13 protein-coding genes are annotated in these 15,989 nt (G+C 39.3%); all 13 read left to right on the top strand.

Features of this window, described 5'->3' with window-relative positions; all coding sequences use genetic code 11:
* Positions 1 to 93 precede the first annotated feature (93 nt).
* The 13 genes from IGJ95_RS12085 (at position 94) to IGJ95_RS12025 (ending at position 15,987) form a co-directional block, all read left to right on the top strand.
* Complete coding sequence (locus tag IGJ95_RS12085; RefSeq protein ID WP_438761991.1) at positions 94 to 948, top strand: VOC family protein; 855 nt, start codon at positions 94 to 96, stop codon at positions 946 to 948.
* A 194-nt stretch (positions 949 to 1,142) separates the two neighbouring features.
* Positions 1,143 to 2,162, top strand: coding sequence for a serine hydrolase domain-containing protein (locus IGJ95_RS12080; protein WP_023520294.1), 1,020 nt, complete (start codon positions 1,143 to 1,145; stop codon positions 2,160 to 2,162).
* A 45-nt stretch (positions 2,163 to 2,207) separates the two neighbouring features.
* On the top strand, positions 2,208 to 3,161 hold the full coding sequence (gene manA, locus IGJ95_RS12075; protein ID WP_023520293.1) for a mannose-6-phosphate isomerase, class I: 954 nt from the start codon (positions 2,208 to 2,210) through the stop codon (positions 3,159 to 3,161).
* A gap of 278 nt (positions 3,162 to 3,439) precedes the next feature.
* On the top strand, positions 3,440 to 4,348 hold the full coding sequence (rbsK, locus tag IGJ95_RS12070) for a ribokinase (RefSeq protein WP_438761989.1): 909 nt from the start codon (positions 3,440 to 3,442) through the stop codon (positions 4,346 to 4,348).
* Positions 4,349 to 4,370: 22 nt separating this feature from the next.
* Positions 4,371 to 4,766 (top strand): D-ribose pyranase, encoded by a 396-nt coding sequence (gene rbsD / locus IGJ95_RS12065; protein WP_062806194.1) that lies wholly within the window; start codon positions 4,371 to 4,373, stop codon positions 4,764 to 4,766.
* Between the two features lie 17 nt (positions 4,767 to 4,783).
* The gene (rbsU, locus tag IGJ95_RS12060; RefSeq protein ID WP_010736651.1) at positions 4,784 to 5,671 is read left to right on the top strand and encodes a ribose/proton symporter RbsU; all 888 of its coding nucleotides are present in this window, start codon (positions 4,784 to 4,786) and stop codon (positions 5,669 to 5,671) included.
* A gap of 244 nt (positions 5,672 to 5,915) precedes the next feature.
* Positions 5,916 to 7,523: a PTS transporter subunit EIIC gene (locus IGJ95_RS12055; protein WP_240481990.1), complete on the top strand. Its 1,608-nt coding sequence runs from the start codon at positions 5,916 to 5,918 to the stop codon at positions 7,521 to 7,523.
* A gap of 1 nt (position 7,524) precedes the next feature.
* A complete protein-coding gene (locus IGJ95_RS12050) occupies positions 7,525 to 9,555 on the top strand; it encodes a BglG family transcription antiterminator (protein ID WP_077151630.1) in 2,031 nt (676 codons plus the stop codon).
* A gap of 15 nt (positions 9,556 to 9,570) precedes the next feature.
* Positions 9,571 to 10,014, top strand: a complete 444-nt coding sequence (locus IGJ95_RS12045) for a PTS sugar transporter subunit IIA (protein ID WP_062806196.1) — start codon at positions 9,571 to 9,573, stop codon at positions 10,012 to 10,014.
* A 156-nt stretch (positions 10,015 to 10,170) separates the two neighbouring features.
* Positions 10,171 to 13,293: a SpaA isopeptide-forming pilin-related protein gene (locus tag IGJ95_RS12040; RefSeq protein ID WP_062806197.1), complete on the top strand. Its 3,123-nt coding sequence runs from the start codon at positions 10,171 to 10,173 to the stop codon at positions 13,291 to 13,293.
* Positions 13,286 to 14,926: an immunoglobulin-like domain-containing protein gene (locus IGJ95_RS12035; RefSeq protein WP_240481968.1), complete on the top strand. Its 1,641-nt coding sequence runs from the start codon at positions 13,286 to 13,288 to the stop codon at positions 14,924 to 14,926. Before IGJ95_RS12040 ends, IGJ95_RS12035 begins: the two co-directional genes overlap by 8 nt.
* 10 nt (positions 14,927 to 14,936) lie before the next feature.
* Entirely contained in the window at positions 14,937 to 15,140 is a 204-nt protein-coding gene (locus IGJ95_RS12030) for a hypothetical protein (protein WP_010736645.1), read from the top strand.
* Between the two features lie 13 nt (positions 15,141 to 15,153).
* A complete protein-coding gene (locus IGJ95_RS12025; protein ID WP_438761985.1) occupies positions 15,154 to 15,987 on the top strand; it encodes a hypothetical protein in 834 nt (277 codons plus the stop codon).
* Positions 15,988 to 15,989 lie beyond the last annotated feature (2 nt).

Here is a 15,989-nt window from a genome sequence, read left to right as displayed (position 1 = left end):
CTGAGAATTAATTCAACAAAAAATAAGATATTGCTTGAAAGAAAAGAGAAGCATCGTTAAAATAAAGCTTAACGTAGAGGGGAGCAAGAAATTATGAAAGTTTTTGATTTGGGGTCTACTACTTATTTGAAAAGTATTGCGATACGTGTAAAAGACCGTGATAAAATGATCGAGTTTTATAGAGACACGATTGGTTTCGATTTAAAGAGAGAAGAAAATGAGTTAGCGATTTTCGGTACAGTAGAAAATGACAGCGAGATGTTATTATTAGAGGAAAGTCCACGAGCAAATGATCACTTTGGGGAAATCAAAAAGCTCAATCGCTTTTCTTTGATCATTCCAACATTAGAAGAAATGGCAGATGTGCTGTATCGCATTCGCCAAACGAATCAAACGATCGAAGAAGCACTGGAAAGTGATGGCAGAATCGGTATTTTATTGAAAGATCCTGAAGGCAATATGTTAGAGATCTATCATGAAGAGACTCATACTTCACAAGAACAAGCGGTGGAACAATTAGACCAAGAAGCACTATTAAGACAATCAAATGAACGCTTTAAGAAATTATCTGCTGGTACTTATTTCCAAAAAGTCCACCTAAATGTACTAGATATGGAAAAGGAACGAGAATTTTTATCAGAGCTTTTAGGTCTGACTGTGCATAAAGAGGAAGAAAAAGAATTTATCTTGAATAAAGGTGATTTTCATGTAGGACTGACTCAAGCTGAGAGTCCAGTGATTGCCTTACCGACTGATGAAATCTTAGGATTAGACTTTTTGAAATTTGTTGTTGACCCAGAGAGTATGCAACGTCTGATTGCACATTTGAACACAGAAACGATCGATTTTTACATTGACAAAAAACAAAAAGTTTTGACTTTGTATGATGCAATTGGCATCGAATGGTGGTTCGTGGACGAAACAAAAGTAACTAATGTTATCCAATGAACAGTGGCTAGGATCAGTCGATTGCTCGTTCGTTGGAAAAAGCAGGAAAAATTCAGCTGATGCTGAAAGTTTCCTGCTTTTTTATGTCAGCCACTGAATACTGGGATAAATGAGAAAAACAATTGATTCTTATGGAAGAAAGAATTATGCTTGGGGAGCAAACAAGCATATCCAGAGATAAATAAGGAGAAACTATGTACGCTAAAACGAAAGAATATATACTAAAAAAAATGAATGAGGGATATTATCCAGGGGTCGTCGCTGCTTTTATGAAAGGGGATCAGATTAAAAAAGTGATCGCAGGTGATGCGCAGATCATTCCTATAATAAGACCAATGACCGAAGATTTGCTCTTTGATGCAGCCTCCCTGACAAAAGTGATTGCAACGACAAGTCTGGTCTTGCGATTGATCGAAGACGGGAAAGTTGAATTAGATGAACCTTTGCATACGTACTTGCCGACTTTTGAGAATCAAACGATCACGATTCGCCACTTATTGACACATACCTCAGACATCCAGACATTTATTCCTGATCGAGATCGTCTATCACAAACAGAATTGATTGAAGCTTATTTGAAACTTCAACCAGGCGATCAATTAGGAATCGAAGTTCGCTATACGGATGCAGGCACGATTCTTTTAGGATTGATGCTAGAGGAGATTTTCCAGGAAGAGGCGGTTGAGCTTTTTGAAGAGCAAGTACTAGCACCGTTAGGAATGATGAATAGCTTATTCTTACCACGTCCTTCAGAACGGATCGTTCCGACTGAACAACTTCCTTCTGGTGAGGTGATCCATGGCTTGACCCATGATCCAAAAGCACGAGTGTTAGCAGAACATGCAGGTAATGCTGGTCTATTTATTGATCTTGCGGATTGTGAGAAGTTTGTCCGGATGTATCTGCAATACGGAAAGTTAGATTCTGGTCATTTTTTGGAAGAGACAACCATCCGTTCCTTATTGGCTGATCATACGCCAACTGGTAAAGGTGGTCGCTCACTCGGATGGGATTTAAAACAAGATAAAAAGGATGGCCATCCATTACTATTCCATACAGGCTATACAGGGACATTTCTATTGATCGACCCAATCGATCAAGAAGCCTTCATTTTTCTGTCCAATCGCCTACATCCAAACGATCATCGGGAAGAATATCTAAAATGTCGGGATGAAATCATTGAAATTTATTTACAAGAGAAAGCGTTACACTGAAAATAATGCTATAATAGCAATTGAAAATTGAGAGGAGTTTGACGTATGCAAGAACCATTATTTTTAAAACCTGTTTTTCAAGAAAAAATCTGGGGAGGCAGTCGCTTACGTACTGTTTTTGGCTTTGATATCCCAAATGATAAAATTGGGGAAGATTGGGCAATCAGTGCGCATCCTCATGGCGTGAGTGTCGTTGAAAATGGCCCATTCAAAGGCTGGAAACTAGATGATCTATGGAAAGAACATAAAGAATTATTCGGCCATCCAACAGAACCAGTTTTTCCGTTATTGATCAAAATCTTAGATGCAGAAGATGATCTATCTGTTCAAGTCCATCCAGATGATGCTTATGGTATGGCACATGAAGGAGAGCTAGGAAAAACAGAGTGCTGGTACATCATTGATGCCGAACCAGGTGCAGAGATCATCTATGGTCATCATGCAAAAACACGTGAAGAATTAGCCGAAATGATCCAAGATAGTCGCTGGGATGACTTATTGAAAAAAGTTCCTGTCAAAAAAGGTGATTTTTTCTACGTACCAAGTGGAACGATCCATGCAATTGGTAAAGGGATCATGATTTTAGAAACACAACAAAGTTCAGACACAACTTATCGTGTTTATGATTATGATCGCAAAGACGACCAAGGAAACACTCGGGAATTACACATCCAACAATCAGTCGACGTAACAACAGTACCAGCAAAAGCTCCTGAATTACAGATCAAAGAGATCCGTCAAGGGAACTCTTCGATCGTCACTTACGTAGAAACAGAATTTTTCAACGTCTACGAGTGGGACATCAAAGGGATCACATCCTTTAAAAAACAAGCACCGTATACATTGATGACAGTTATTGATGGTGCGGGAGAATTGGTGATAGGTAACCAAACCTACTCACTAGAAAAAGGAACAAGTGCGATCTTACCAAGCGATATCACGGAGTGGAAAGTTCAAGGAGAACTTTCGATCATCGCTTCTGAGCCAGGAAAAAAATAATAAGATAAAACTGTCGTTGCTAGGTTCAGCGATAACAATAAAGCGTACCAACCGAAAATGGACTTGCTATTTTTGGTTGGCGCTTTTTTTTTAGATCAGTGATGAGCTATCACTGATCTAGTGATATAAGAACAAAGAAGGTACCAATTACAGTTAGTTTTATCGATGAAAAGTTGCTTGTTGAAATCACTTACAAAATATGTTATATTCTTCTCGTAGAGTTAAAACGTTTTAATGGAACGTTAAAATGATTTTCTTGTTAAAGGAGAGGGAAAACGATGAATACTGTTACAGTTATCGGAAGCATCAATTTAGATCGAACCATCCGTGTGACTTATATGCCAAAACCTGGAGAAACGATCCATACGAAAGAAACTTTTTCAGCTGGTGGAGGAAAAGGAGCCAACCAAGCGGTTGCTGCTAGACGTTCGGAGGCAAAAACTTACTTTATTGGTGGTGTGGGTAAAGACGAAGCAGGAAAAACGATGACAGAATTACTTGAACAAGAAGAAATTGATTTATCTGGTGTAGCGACATTAGAAAATCAAGCGACTGGACAAGCGTATATCATTGTTGATGACCAAGGTGAAAATAGTATCATGATCCATGCTGGTGCAAACAATGCGTTTACCGTAGCACAAGTACAAGAAAATAAAACAATCATCCAAAAAAGTGATTTTATTATTGCTCAGTTTGAAAGCGCTATAGAACCGACGATCGAAGCATTCAAAATCGCTCGAGAAGCTGGCGTGAAAACGATCTTGAATCCGGCACCGGCGCTAGAAAATGTTCCTGACGAGTTATTAGCAGTAACGGATATGATCATTCCAAATGAAACAGAAACGGAGATCTTAACAGCCATTGCTATTACCGATGAAAAAAGTCTAAAAGAGGCGGCACAAGTCTTTCATGGATTAGGTATTGAAGCGGTGATCATCACGATCGGAAGTAAAGGCGCTTATTATGATATTGCTGACGGCGCTAGTGGGATCGTACCAGCTTTTAAAGTTCATGCAGTAGATACAACGGCTGCTGGGGATACCTTTATTGGCGCGATGAGCAGTGTATTAGCCAAAGACTTCAGTAACCTAGAAGAAGCAATCCGCTATGGTAATAAAGCCTCTTCTGTGACTGTTCAACGTTTTGGTGCACAGCCTTCTATTCCGTATAAACATGAATTAATCTGATTGAGGAAAGGATGAACAAATAATGAAAAAAACGAAAGTAATCAATTCTGATATCTCACGAGTGATTGCACAAATGGGACATTTTGATAAATTGAGTATTGGAGATGCAGGAATGCCTGTACCTATGACCACTGAAAAAATCGATTTAGCAGTCACGCAAGGGGTTCCTAGCTTTATGGAAGTCTTACGCAATGTGTTGTCAGAATTAGAGGTGCACCGTATTTATCTAGCAGAGGAAATCAAAAAAGAGAATCCTGACATCCTTCTAGAAATCCAAAAAGAAATGCCGGAGACACCGATCACGTTTATTCCGCATAGTGAAATGAAAACCGAGTTAAACAATTGTCACGCATTTATTCGCACAGGTGAGATGACTCCTTATGCGAATATCTTGTTAGAAAGTGGCGTCGTATTCTAAAAAAGGAGATGTAATAAATGAATGCAACAGCATTATTGATCGGATTAGGACCATTACTAGGTTGGGGACTTTATCCAACGATTGCTTCGAAGATCGGTGGACGTCCTGTGAACCAGATTTTAGGATCAACAATAGGAACTTTGATATTCGCACTTATTTTTGCCCTGATCAATGGCATAGCACTGCCATCTGGAATGGATCTTGTCTTTTCTATTCTTTCCGGTGTGGGCTGGGCGACTGCTCAAATCATTACTTTTCAATCTTTCACACTGATTGGTTCGTCACGTGCAATGCCTATCACCACAGCTTTTCAATTACTTGGGGCTTCATTATGGGGTGTTTTTGCGCTAGGCAATTGGCCAGGAACGACAGCGAAGATTCTTGGTGGATTAGCATTGATCTTGATTATTTTAGGCGCATGGATGACTGTTTGGACTGAGAAAAAAACCAAAGAAAATAGCAGTCTACTGAAAAAAGCGGTTTTATTATTAGCAGTCGGAGAGATTGGGTATTGGGCATATTCCGCAGCACCTCAAGCAACAACCATCGACGGAATGCACGCTTTCTTGCCACAAGCAATGGGGATGGTCTTAGTGGCGATCATCTACACCGCTGTATTAAGTATGAAAGGGCATGAAAAATCAGCATTTACGGAAGTTGTTTCTTATAAACAAATTTTTTCTGGCTTCTTTTTTGCCTTTGCTGCATTGACCTATTTGATTTCTGCACAACCAAATATGAATGGTTTGGCAACGGGCTTCATCCTATCGCAAACTTCTGTTGTTCTAGCAACCTTGACTGGTATCTGGTTCTTAGGTCAAAAGAAAACGAAAAAAGAAATGACTGTCACGATCATTGGCTTGGTCCTTATCTTAGCTGCCGCAACGATGACTGTTTTGATATAAGATATTTTGTTAGAAGCGTTATTTTAAAAAATTGGGAAGTAATTACGGTTACTTGCCCAATTTTTTTTGTGGAAAATAGATAACGGAAACTGTTAGAATAGAGCTATCTGAAAAAAAGCATAAGCGCAGTCTGCTGAAGTAGAAAGGGCAGGTGATCAACGTGGGGGAGAATTTGAATGCGCTTCCTGCTAATGCAGTGGCGAAATTAACCTGGTTTCGTCAATTACTACATTATTTCAAACAAATGATCATGCCAAATCTAAGTATTTTTATTGCTTGGGGTTTGTTATCGATTGTATCAAATATCGTATCAGGTGATTTGCATCAAACGCTTGCACATGTCAGTGATTGGCTGATTTATCTGTTATTGCCTATTTTGATCAGTTACTCTGGAGCAAAGATTTTTGATCAAAAAGCAGCTGTAGCAGGTGGGATTGCTGTCATCGGTATGATAGTAGTTTCTGATCTTCCACAACTATTCGGAGCGATGGTCATCGGTTTGATCACGGGAGGTATTTTTCACTGGGTGGATCGTTGGTTGGCGCCGAAAATCAAACCTGGCTATGAGATGTTGCTGAATAACTTGATGATCGGTCTAATCGGTGGGGTTGTCTGTCTGTTAGGCATACTGGTCATCCAACCAATTGTTGAAGGTAGTTTGTCTTATGTTGGACGCTTTGTTTATTGGCTCATTGAACAACATTTGTTACCAGTGGTCAGTTTAGTGTTGGAACCGTTAAAGGTCTTATTTTTGAATAATGTCATCAATCACGGCATCTTGACACCTTTAGGAATGGAGATGACACAACATGCGGGGCATTCGATCTTATTTTTGATGGAAGCCAATCCTGGGCCAGGAATAGGGATTTTAAGTGCATTCTTGTTTGCTGCTGATCGAGAAAAAAGTGTCAAAGCAGGTGGAGCATTGATGATCCAAGCTGTTGGAGGAATCCATGAGATTTATTTTCCTTTTGTCTTGATGCAACCTGCGCTTTTTTTTGCCGTTATGATTGGAGGAGCAACAGGAACGTTTGTGTTCCAACTGTTTGCTAGTGGGTTGAATGCTCCGGTTTCACCAGGTTCATTGGTGATTATTTTAGGGAATACACCACCTTCACAATTAGCAGGTGTCATTTTAGGTATTATTCTCAGTGCGCTTGCTACGTTTATTTGTGCCATACTGTTATTGAGAAAAACGAAACCTGTGGAATCGATCCTCCCAGAAAGGAGCCAACTGATGAATCATGAAGCGGTCAACCAAATCATCTTTGCTTGCGATGCCGGGATGGGTTCTAGTGCAATGGGCGCAGCCATTTTGAAGAAAAAACTGCATGCGCAAGGGATAGATATACCTATAAGCTATACCTCTATTTATAGTCTGAAGAATCATCAGAAACAATTGGTGATCGTACAAAGTGCCTTTCAATCTTTAGCACAAGAAAAAGCCAAAGAGAGTCAGATCATTGCTGTCGAACATTTTTTAGAAGTTGAGTCGTATCTACCATTGATCAAGCAGCAACTTCATGAAATAAACAGTGAACCTCAGATCAAAAAGCAACAAGAAGTTAAACAACCTAGAACCAGAGTTGTGTTTTTATACCAAGGAAATCGACGAGGCTCACAAACGATGGGGATGACGATTTTAATGAAGCTAGCCAAGGAATATCAGGTCGATCTATCTGTAGAAAAAACAGCCGTTGAAGACCTAGTACCCGAAAAAGAAGTGGTATATCTTGCGAATGAAAGAATGGCAAAGACGTATCAACTGGAACAACAAGTGGAGCATTTGTTGATCATTGATCATTTTGTCAGTACCAAAGCCTATCTATCATTAGTAAAGGAAGTGGACTAAGATGTATTTGTCATCAAGGGAAAAAGAATTATTGACAGAACTCATCAATAGTCCAGCACCCGTTTCTATACAAAAAATGGTCAATGTTTTACGTGTCAGCAAACGGACTGTATACCGCGAGTTGGAGCAATTAGAACGATCGCTCAAGGAAGTAAATGCTTCGCTGAAAAAAATAACCCGCGGATCATTTATGATTGAAGCGACACCTGAAACAATGACACAACTGCGCCAACTACTGAACGAAAAAGAGATGGAATTATCGACAACTGAAAGGCAACATGCAATTTTATTAGAGCTGTTACTCACGAAAGAACCATTGTCTTTAAGTTATTTTTTAGAAAAGTATTTGATTAGTAATACGACTTTTTATGCTGATATCAAGCAACTCGAAACCAGTATGAAACAGCTACCATTATCTATCACTCGTAAACGTGGTTATGAAATCACTGGACCGGAAAAATACAGAAGATTGCTGATCGCGAATATCTTAGAGTTGGAGATTAATGCGTATGAAATATTTCACTTGCTGGAATTTGATACGACAACGAATTTCTTTTTTCAATTTATCACGACAGATAGTTTATTACTGGCGCGTCAAGTGGTACGAGAAGAATTGATCCAGCAAAAGAAAGAATTAAGTGACCGGAAACTGGAACATTTAGTTTTGATACTCAGCATTACGATCGACCGTGTCAAAAAAAATCACGTGCTGACGAATGAAACCTACACTGGACTAGTGAACAAAGAGTTATTACGTATCGCCAAAGCTTTATTTTCTAAAATCGCTAAGGAAACGCAACAACTTTATCCAGTCAATGAGATCGTCTTTTTTGCTAGTCTATTAAATGACTTCTCGAATTCCTTCGATCAGGATTTCTTTGAAGAAACATTTGATACGCAACTCGCTTATCTTGTGAAACAGTTGATCCAAGTAGTGAGTGAAGCAACAAATAATCCATTCTACCAAGATGAAACACTCTACAAAATGTTGTTGACCCATTTATCAGGAGTATTCTCTCGAGCGGTACTTCAAGAAGAACAATTGACTAATCCAATTTTAGAAAAAATCATGGTTCAGTATCAAGAGATTGCTCAAGCCATCCGTCAAGGAATCGAGCAGATTTTTCAAGAAAAGAAACTATCCGAAGAAGAAATTGCTTATATGGTTCTCCACTTTGCGAACTCGTTAGAAAAAACACCAAAGGACAGCACGATCAAAATCGCTGGTTTTTCCCCTAGTGGATTAGCTTCGACAAGTATGCTTGAGTTAAAACTAAAGAGGTACTTCCCATTTGTTCAACATATCCATTTTTATCGAATTGCTGATCTAAAGAAAATCAATTTAGAAGAAGAGTATGATCTCGTCATTTCTACTTCGATCTTAAGTGGCTATGAGGGGAAATATCTATTAGTTTCACCATTACTTCTTGAGGAAGAAATCAAACAATTAAAAGCAGAATTTGCTCGTTTGACAGCCCATCGAACGGAACATATCCGGTTAGCTGATCAACCTTCTGTTATCGAAGATACTTATGAAGAAACGGTGTTGATGATGAGCAAAATCAATCGATTACTTCAGCACTTCTTCATTCAAGAATTAGACAATCCAGAAACAGTAGAAGCTACGTTGAAGGATATTTTCGACTATTTACCTACAGGGTTGGTCCAAGATAAAGAAAAAGTCTATCAGCGTTTAATGAAAAGATATCAACAAGCACCGATCGGTTTACCTCATACCAACATGGGGCTTTTCCATACTTCTAGTTCTGAGGTCACAGAACCCTTCTTCTGTATTTTTCAATTGAAGCAAGTATTGGAGATCGAAGGAATGGACAAAACGAAAGTTGATTTATCAAGAATGTTAGTGATGTTAGCCCCGTCTCCAATTGATGAAGCTACTGGAAAGTTACTTGGGAAAATAAGTGGTGCATTGATCATGAATGATTTGAATACTGAGATTTTTCGATCAGGAAATGAGGCAATCATCTATCAGTTGTTATCTAAAATTTTGATCGATGAAATAAAAAAATAAAGGGGGGCTCTATTGATGCTTGAGATTCCATCTGAACATATTTGGTTGAACCAACAGTTTGGTAGCTGGAAAGAAGCCATTCAGCAGATTGGTGAACAACTTCTTGAAAAAGGAGTGATCCAAAAGGAATATATCGATGCGATGGTTGCTCGCCAAGAAGCAGCAAGTGTCTATATCGGCAATTTTGTGGCACTTCCTCATGGAAAAGCAAAAGATGAACAGATTGTTGAAGAAGGTATTTTTTTGTTCCAAGTACCTGATGGCGTTGACTTTGGTATCGACGAAGAAAAGAAAATCGCAACGATTTTATTTGCAGTGATCATGCGAGAAAACCAACAACTAACAAGTTTACAAGAACTCGCCTTTTTTTGTTCCGATGTCGATCAAGTGATGGCATTGAGCGATGCTCAAACAGTAGAGGAAATCCAACAAATCTTAAAACAAGCTGAGGAGTTTTGACGTAAAATACGCAACGACCAATCAATTGATTGGTCGTTTTTTTTTCTATTTTTTTGGGAGAATCTCGCCAAAATCGTAATTATATAGTGAAGGAGGTACGACGAGAAGGGCACATGTTCCCAGTTGATCTATTCCACTAATGAAAGGAGCCAAAGAATGAAGAAATCCTCTGAATCACTATTTTTGATTCTACCAATCATTATTTTAATCACTATTTTTTTTCAAATGAAAGTGAGACCAGTCTCGGCAGAAACATTGCCTGACCTACCCATGTATCAACAAATCACTGCATCTGATCCCAATCAAACTTTACGTACAGCTGAACAATCAATCCCACAGGATAATAGCTGGACAAATTTCAAAAAAAACTATCAATTAGTCCAAAGGGCCACTGGGAAATTGATTACTATTGGTTCGACGAATTATATTGAAGCGGCGATCCATGAATATTCTCCAAGATTGGCTGATCCATTTGCAAATGAAAGTGTCGTTGTTGATCCAGCGATCCATATCCCTCATATCGATATCCATCTATCTAATGGTGGCAGAGAAATTGGTTGGTACGGCAAGCGAGTGAAGGGAGAGATTGCGCTTTGTCTGGAACAAGGAGTAGCGCTGAATATTGGAGAAAATAGCGGGTATACTTCAAGTATTCAAAACACAGAATTATTGAAGAAAATTTCTTTGATTAAATACTATGGGGTGATTGCGACAAACTACACGATGGAAAAAGAATTGATGACGCAACTCCTTGCTTGGGAGCAACACGGAATCACCCCCACCAGTATTACTGGTGTTTTGACAATGAACGATTACCAAACATTCAAACGAACAGTGATGGAACAAGTGGAACGGTTCTATACCCAACCGAGTTTTGATGGACAAATATTGGATATAAAAGCCGGCGAAAGCCAAATATTGACCGACACAACAGGAGCATTTTCAAATTATAGCTCATCGCCTGTTCAACAAATCAATGGAGTAACCATTGAAAAGCAAGGTAATCAAGTAACAGTCACTGCATCGAAAGAAGCACCGGCGACAAGTGAAATCGCATTTGATTATCATATCCCCAGTAGTTATCAAGGAGCAATCGTCGTGTACCAACATCCTTATACACAAAACATGGTAGTCGGTAGAGTGCCACAGCTGACAAGAACCTCCTTTCAGTTACGCGTGCAAAAATATGGACATGCAGGTATCCGCAAAGTCGATCAACAAACAAAACAACCATTAGTAGGCGCCGTTTTTTGTTTCACGACTGCGGATGGACAGATAAAAGAATTGACGACAGATTCTGATGGTGTTGCTATTTGGCATGATCTACTCGTTGATACGGTCGTTACGATTCAAGAAATCAAAGCGCCAGAAGGCTACGTTTTAAATCCAACGTCCCAGACTGTCACTGTCAAAGTGAATGAATTGACGAGTATCACATTAGCTAATCAAGAACAGACAGCTAATTTGATGGTCATCAAAGAAGATGCAGAAACAGGCAATCAGCCTCAAGGAGGTGCCCAATTGATCGGAGCTGTCTATAAATTAACGGACAAAGACGGAGAAACAGTGGCGGAATTGACGATGGAAGAGGTTAATGGAAGTGCATCAGCTGAGCTAAAAGGATTAAAACTAGGAACCTATTATTTACAAGAGACCATTCCACCGAAAGGTTATAACTTAGATCCGACCATCTATCCTATACATTTGACTTACGCAGGACAAAATGAAACGGTGGCTGTTCATAGCAAAACAGTCACTGATCGCGTCATCAAGGGACATGTCGAAGGATATAAATTTGGTTCAAAACCTCTTATCCCCACTTCTATCTTCGAAATTTTACACGCATTAACATCCAATCAAACGAATCATAAACCACCACTCGAAGGAATCGAACTAACAGCCACCGCTCATACCACAGGAAAAGAATATGTCCAAGTCACTGAAAAAAACGGCTACTTTAAATTTATCGATTTACCCTATGACACGTATACGATTGCTGAAACTAAAGGAACGGATGGCTATTTGATCATTGAACCATTTGAAGTGACGATCAGTGAGGAAGGCTACACACATTTCTTTTTATTAGAAGATGAAATCATCGAATCACGCGTACATCTCATCAAGATCGATCAAGAAACAGGACAACAAATTCCCTATGCTGGCGCACAATTCAAGATTTTTGATACTTGGGCGAATGATGGACAAGGGGCATTTGTAGCAATGACACGTCCGAATGATACAGAAAAAACTGAGATTTTTGAAACGAATCAAAAAGGGGAATTAGTGACAACAGAGAGCTTACCTTGGGGCGTGGATCGCTATGAGCTTCATGAAGTCAAAGCGCCAGAAGGCTATCTCCCGTTAGAAGAACCATTGATTTTCAGTGTAACAGCAGAAAATCATAGTGCATTGATTCGCTTAGAAGTCCCTAACCGTTTAGCAAGACAATCCATTGAATTGATCAAACGAGATCGCTTGAATGAACAACCTTTGGTGCAAGTACCATTTGGTTTATATCAGGTAGAAAAAGCAGAAAATGGCGGGGATATCCTTCAATTTATTGAAGAATATCTCACGGATGATGAGGGAAAAATCGAAGTAAGCGATTTGCCCTATGGGACCTATCAATTTATTGAAGGAAAACCATTGGAAGGGTATTTACCTTTAGAAGAACCTTTAGATTTTTCAGTAACTATTGAAAAAGATGGTGAGTTGATCGTATTAGAAGCCTATAACGAACGCGAAAAATTAGCATTGACGAGTTTGTTCACAGCAATCGACGGAAGTAAGGAGCTTGATCCAACCAAAGACAATCAATTGAAAGACGTAGTCTGGATCAAAGGAGCAGCCATTGAAGTCGGTCATGTGTATACCGTAGTGACCCAGTACCGAAAAGGTGACACCGGAGAACTCATCAACGAAGCAATCTCAACCTACACAGCAAAGAGTAAAGAAGATCAATTTGAAGTTTTTCTTGAGCTGAAAGCCAATACGCTAAAAGACAAGGAGCAGTTGACTGCCACTCACATTTTATACTACGAGTCTGAGCAAGAAAATGAGGTAGCACGTGAAGATGATTTGACGAATCAAGAACAGACTGTTCATTTCAATACACCAAAAGAAGGGGAAAAAGAAGAAACGAAAAAGCAGGAAAATACTCGTGATTTACCTAAAACAAATAGTCGTACTTCTGTTTCTCTAGTAGGGCTAGGTAGTTTATTTCTAGGAGTGAGTGGTCTTTTGATCTATCAACAAAAAAAGGGTGGTTTGAATGACTAAAAGGAAAAAATACATGAGATTTGGCTTGTTCATATTCAGTTGTTCAGTTGTTTTGTTCGTCAGCGGCTGTAAAACACAACAAACAGAAGATCCATCAACAGCTGGCTCTACTTCAAGCAAAATGAAACAGGCAATCAGCGTGGAGACACCAGAGGAGAGCTATTTCAAAAAAGAAAACAATTCTTCTCATTTGTTTGAGTTTGCTTCTCAATTTAGAAAACCACTGGATCTTCCCACGGAAGCAATGATCAAGGATGAAACCAATCAGCTGAGAATCGCTTACCTTGAAGCCACAACAGTCTCTCAAAATCGGGAAAATACAGAATCAAGAAGCAATCTCACGAATCGCTTCGAAGAAAACGAACAAAAAGGTACTCTATCCAATATTTCAGCAATTCCAGAGAGCGATAATCATTGGCAAGGTCCTTACGTCCATGCAAATGCTCCATTGCAGATCTTACCAAGAGGAACAGCAATTGATCCCTTTACCTATTTTACTGTTGTTCAAGGAAGTGATCCCGTTCCAGTGATCCATTATACGCCCGTCGATCCTAATGAATCTGGCTACCAAGTGATGCAGATCACAGCAATTGATTCAAAAGGGAAAGTGAGTGTTGCGACAGTCACCTTTCTGTTTAATCACTCTCCGATCATTCAGCAAGTAAGACAAAGTCACCACATTACGATTGGTTCAAGTATTGACTTATTAGAGGGCATTTCTGCTCATGATGAAGAAGATGGTGAATTGACCTCAGAAGTTCAAGTACAAACCACACTCCAAACAGAACAAGAAGGCAGTTATGAAGTGATTTATTCTGTGACTGATCAATTTGGAGCAAGTACCAAGCTGATAAGTAATATGACGATCACCAATGAAGCACCAATAATCGCGGGGCCGAACCAGCTCGTTTTACCTGTTGATCAATCATTCTCTTTATTTGATTATTTCTCCGCAAATGATCAAGAAGATGGTGCGATAAACCTTACTTCAGACAATATCTTGGCATCCGATCTTGTCCCATATGTACCAGGAAACTACTTCTTAAGAATTGGGAATGTCGTTGATCGGTATGGCAAAAGAGCGGCAGAGCGTACGATCCGTGTTCACTTAACAAATGAAGCGCCGACGATTACAAATACGCATATGACTCTTCCTGTATTTAGTGAACTGAATAAAGAAAGCTATCTAGCAAAACTAGTTCTTGCAGATCGTGAAGATCCGGTTGAGCAATTACATGTGGCAATCGATCTGCCTTTTTGGGAGAAAATCGACACTTCCCGATTAAATACCTATCGTTTTCCTCTTCAAGTCCAAGATACACATGGAGAGATCACCAAAACCTTTGGGAGCATCCAAGTAATCAATGAACCACCTGTATTTTCTGGGATAGAGGATAAGAGAATCATTGTAGGCGAAGAAAAGCCAGATTTATTAGCAGGGATCTCCGTTTCGGATCGTGAAGAGAGTATTGGAATAGAAGATGTTGAGATCATAGAAGAAATCGCTTGGGATACACCTGGAATCTACTCTGTTTATTTGACGGTCAAAGATACATTTACAGAAACGACAGTATCTTTTCAAGTCATTATTCAAGACAACAATCCAGAAATGCCAGAGAAATTGAGCGAATAAGGAGAAATAAATGGATTATTTCAATCAAGCAATGTCTTTATTTTCTAACGGGGTGATTACTGCAGGAAGCTTACTGACCGTTTGGGGCATTATCCAATTAGGCGTTGCAATCAAAGAGCATAATGGGCCAGGGATGCAACATGCCATTTTTCAAATCGTTGGGGGTGCAGTGATTTTAGCTGCTGGTGCGTGGATCACGAATATTTCAATGTGAGGAGCGAAAAAGAATGGACGGTGCGATCGAATTTTTGCTACAAACGATTGCAGAACAATTAAGTTTATCGACGAATCATAAAAATAGTCTTTTACAAAACCTCGAACATTATCTGCCGGAAATCTATCGTTACAGTGTGACGATCATGGAAAGTGTCGTCAAACCTATTGCTTATTCACTATTAGGTTTTCTATTGTTGATCGAATTTCAACAACTCGCACATCGACTATATGGCAAGCAGTCAGAGTTTGGTGGACTGGATCTTTTTTTACCATTGTTTATCAAAATCGGATTGACCGTACTGCTTTTACGCCACTTGATGGTTTTCCTCAATGCCATTATGGATGTAGGTATTTTTGTTAGTCAAGGAATCAATCAATTGGAGATTCGAGGTGTGACGGATCAGACAATGGATATCTTCAACGTGATGGAGCAGATCGATCAGCTAGGTTTTTTTGAAAAAATGGTGTTGTTGATGATTTTACTCGTTCCCTTGATTCTATCGATCATTGTTAGCGTCCTTGCTCAAGTGCTGATCTTTTTACGCTTTTTGGAAATGTATCTTTATTTGAGTATCTCACCTTTACCGATTGTCGCTTTAGTGAATACAGAAATCGGGCATGTCGGAAAGAATTTTTTAAAACTATTTGGTGCGGTATCTTTACAAGGTGTATTGCTTTTTATCGTGTTAAATATCTATCCACTACTAGTGAGTACTATTTTTTCATTTGATGAGACGCAGGGGATGATTGCAGTGATCAGTGCGATTGTCGGTAATTGCTTGGCGCTATCCATGTGTTTGTTTTACACCATGAAATGGTCGAAAGCGATCATCGTTGCGGCCTGAGT

It is taken from the genome of Enterococcus sp. AZ156, from assembly GCF_051714165.1.
GTDB lineage: Bacteria > Bacillota > Bacilli > Lactobacillales > Enterococcaceae > Enterococcus_B > Enterococcus_B pernyi.
This window is presented reverse-complemented; position numbering and strand designations above follow the sequence as displayed.

Excerpts from the sequence above, each read along its gene's own strand:
- IGJ95_RS12040 (WP_062806197.1), top strand. The coding sequence starts at position 10,171 with ATGAAGAAATCCTCTGAATCACTATTTTTGATTCTACCAATCATTATT.
- manA (WP_023520293.1), top strand. The coding sequence starts at position 2,208 with ATGCAAGAACCATTATTTTTAAAACCTGTTTTTCAAGAAAAAATCTGG.
- IGJ95_RS12080 (WP_023520294.1), top strand. The coding sequence starts at position 1,143 with ATGTACGCTAAAACGAAAGAATATATACTAAAAAAAATGAATGAGGGA.
- rbsK (WP_438761989.1), top strand. The coding sequence starts at position 3,440 with ATGAATACTGTTACAGTTATCGGAAGCATCAATTTAGATCGAACCATC.
- rbsU (WP_010736651.1), top strand. The coding sequence starts at position 4,784 with ATGAATGCAACAGCATTATTGATCGGATTAGGACCATTACTAGGTTGG.
- IGJ95_RS12085 (WP_438761991.1), top strand. The coding sequence starts at position 94 with ATGAAAGTTTTTGATTTGGGGTCTACTACTTATTTGAAAAGTATTGCG.
- IGJ95_RS12035 (WP_240481968.1), top strand. The coding sequence starts at position 13,286 with ATGACTAAAAGGAAAAAATACATGAGATTTGGCTTGTTCATATTCAGT.
- IGJ95_RS12045 (WP_062806196.1), top strand. The coding sequence starts at position 9,571 with ATGCTTGAGATTCCATCTGAACATATTTGGTTGAACCAACAGTTTGGT.
- rbsD (WP_062806194.1), top strand. The coding sequence starts at position 4,371 with ATGAAAAAAACGAAAGTAATCAATTCTGATATCTCACGAGTGATTGCA.
- IGJ95_RS12055 (WP_240481990.1), top strand. The coding sequence starts at position 5,916 with ATGATCATGCCAAATCTAAGTATTTTTATTGCTTGGGGTTTGTTATCG.
- IGJ95_RS12050 (WP_077151630.1), top strand. The coding sequence starts at position 7,525 with ATGTATTTGTCATCAAGGGAAAAAGAATTATTGACAGAACTCATCAAT.
- IGJ95_RS12025 (WP_438761985.1), top strand. The coding sequence starts at position 15,154 with ATGGACGGTGCGATCGAATTTTTGCTACAAACGATTGCAGAACAATTA.
- IGJ95_RS12030 (WP_010736645.1), top strand. The coding sequence starts at position 14,937 with ATGGATTATTTCAATCAAGCAATGTCTTTATTTTCTAACGGGGTGATT.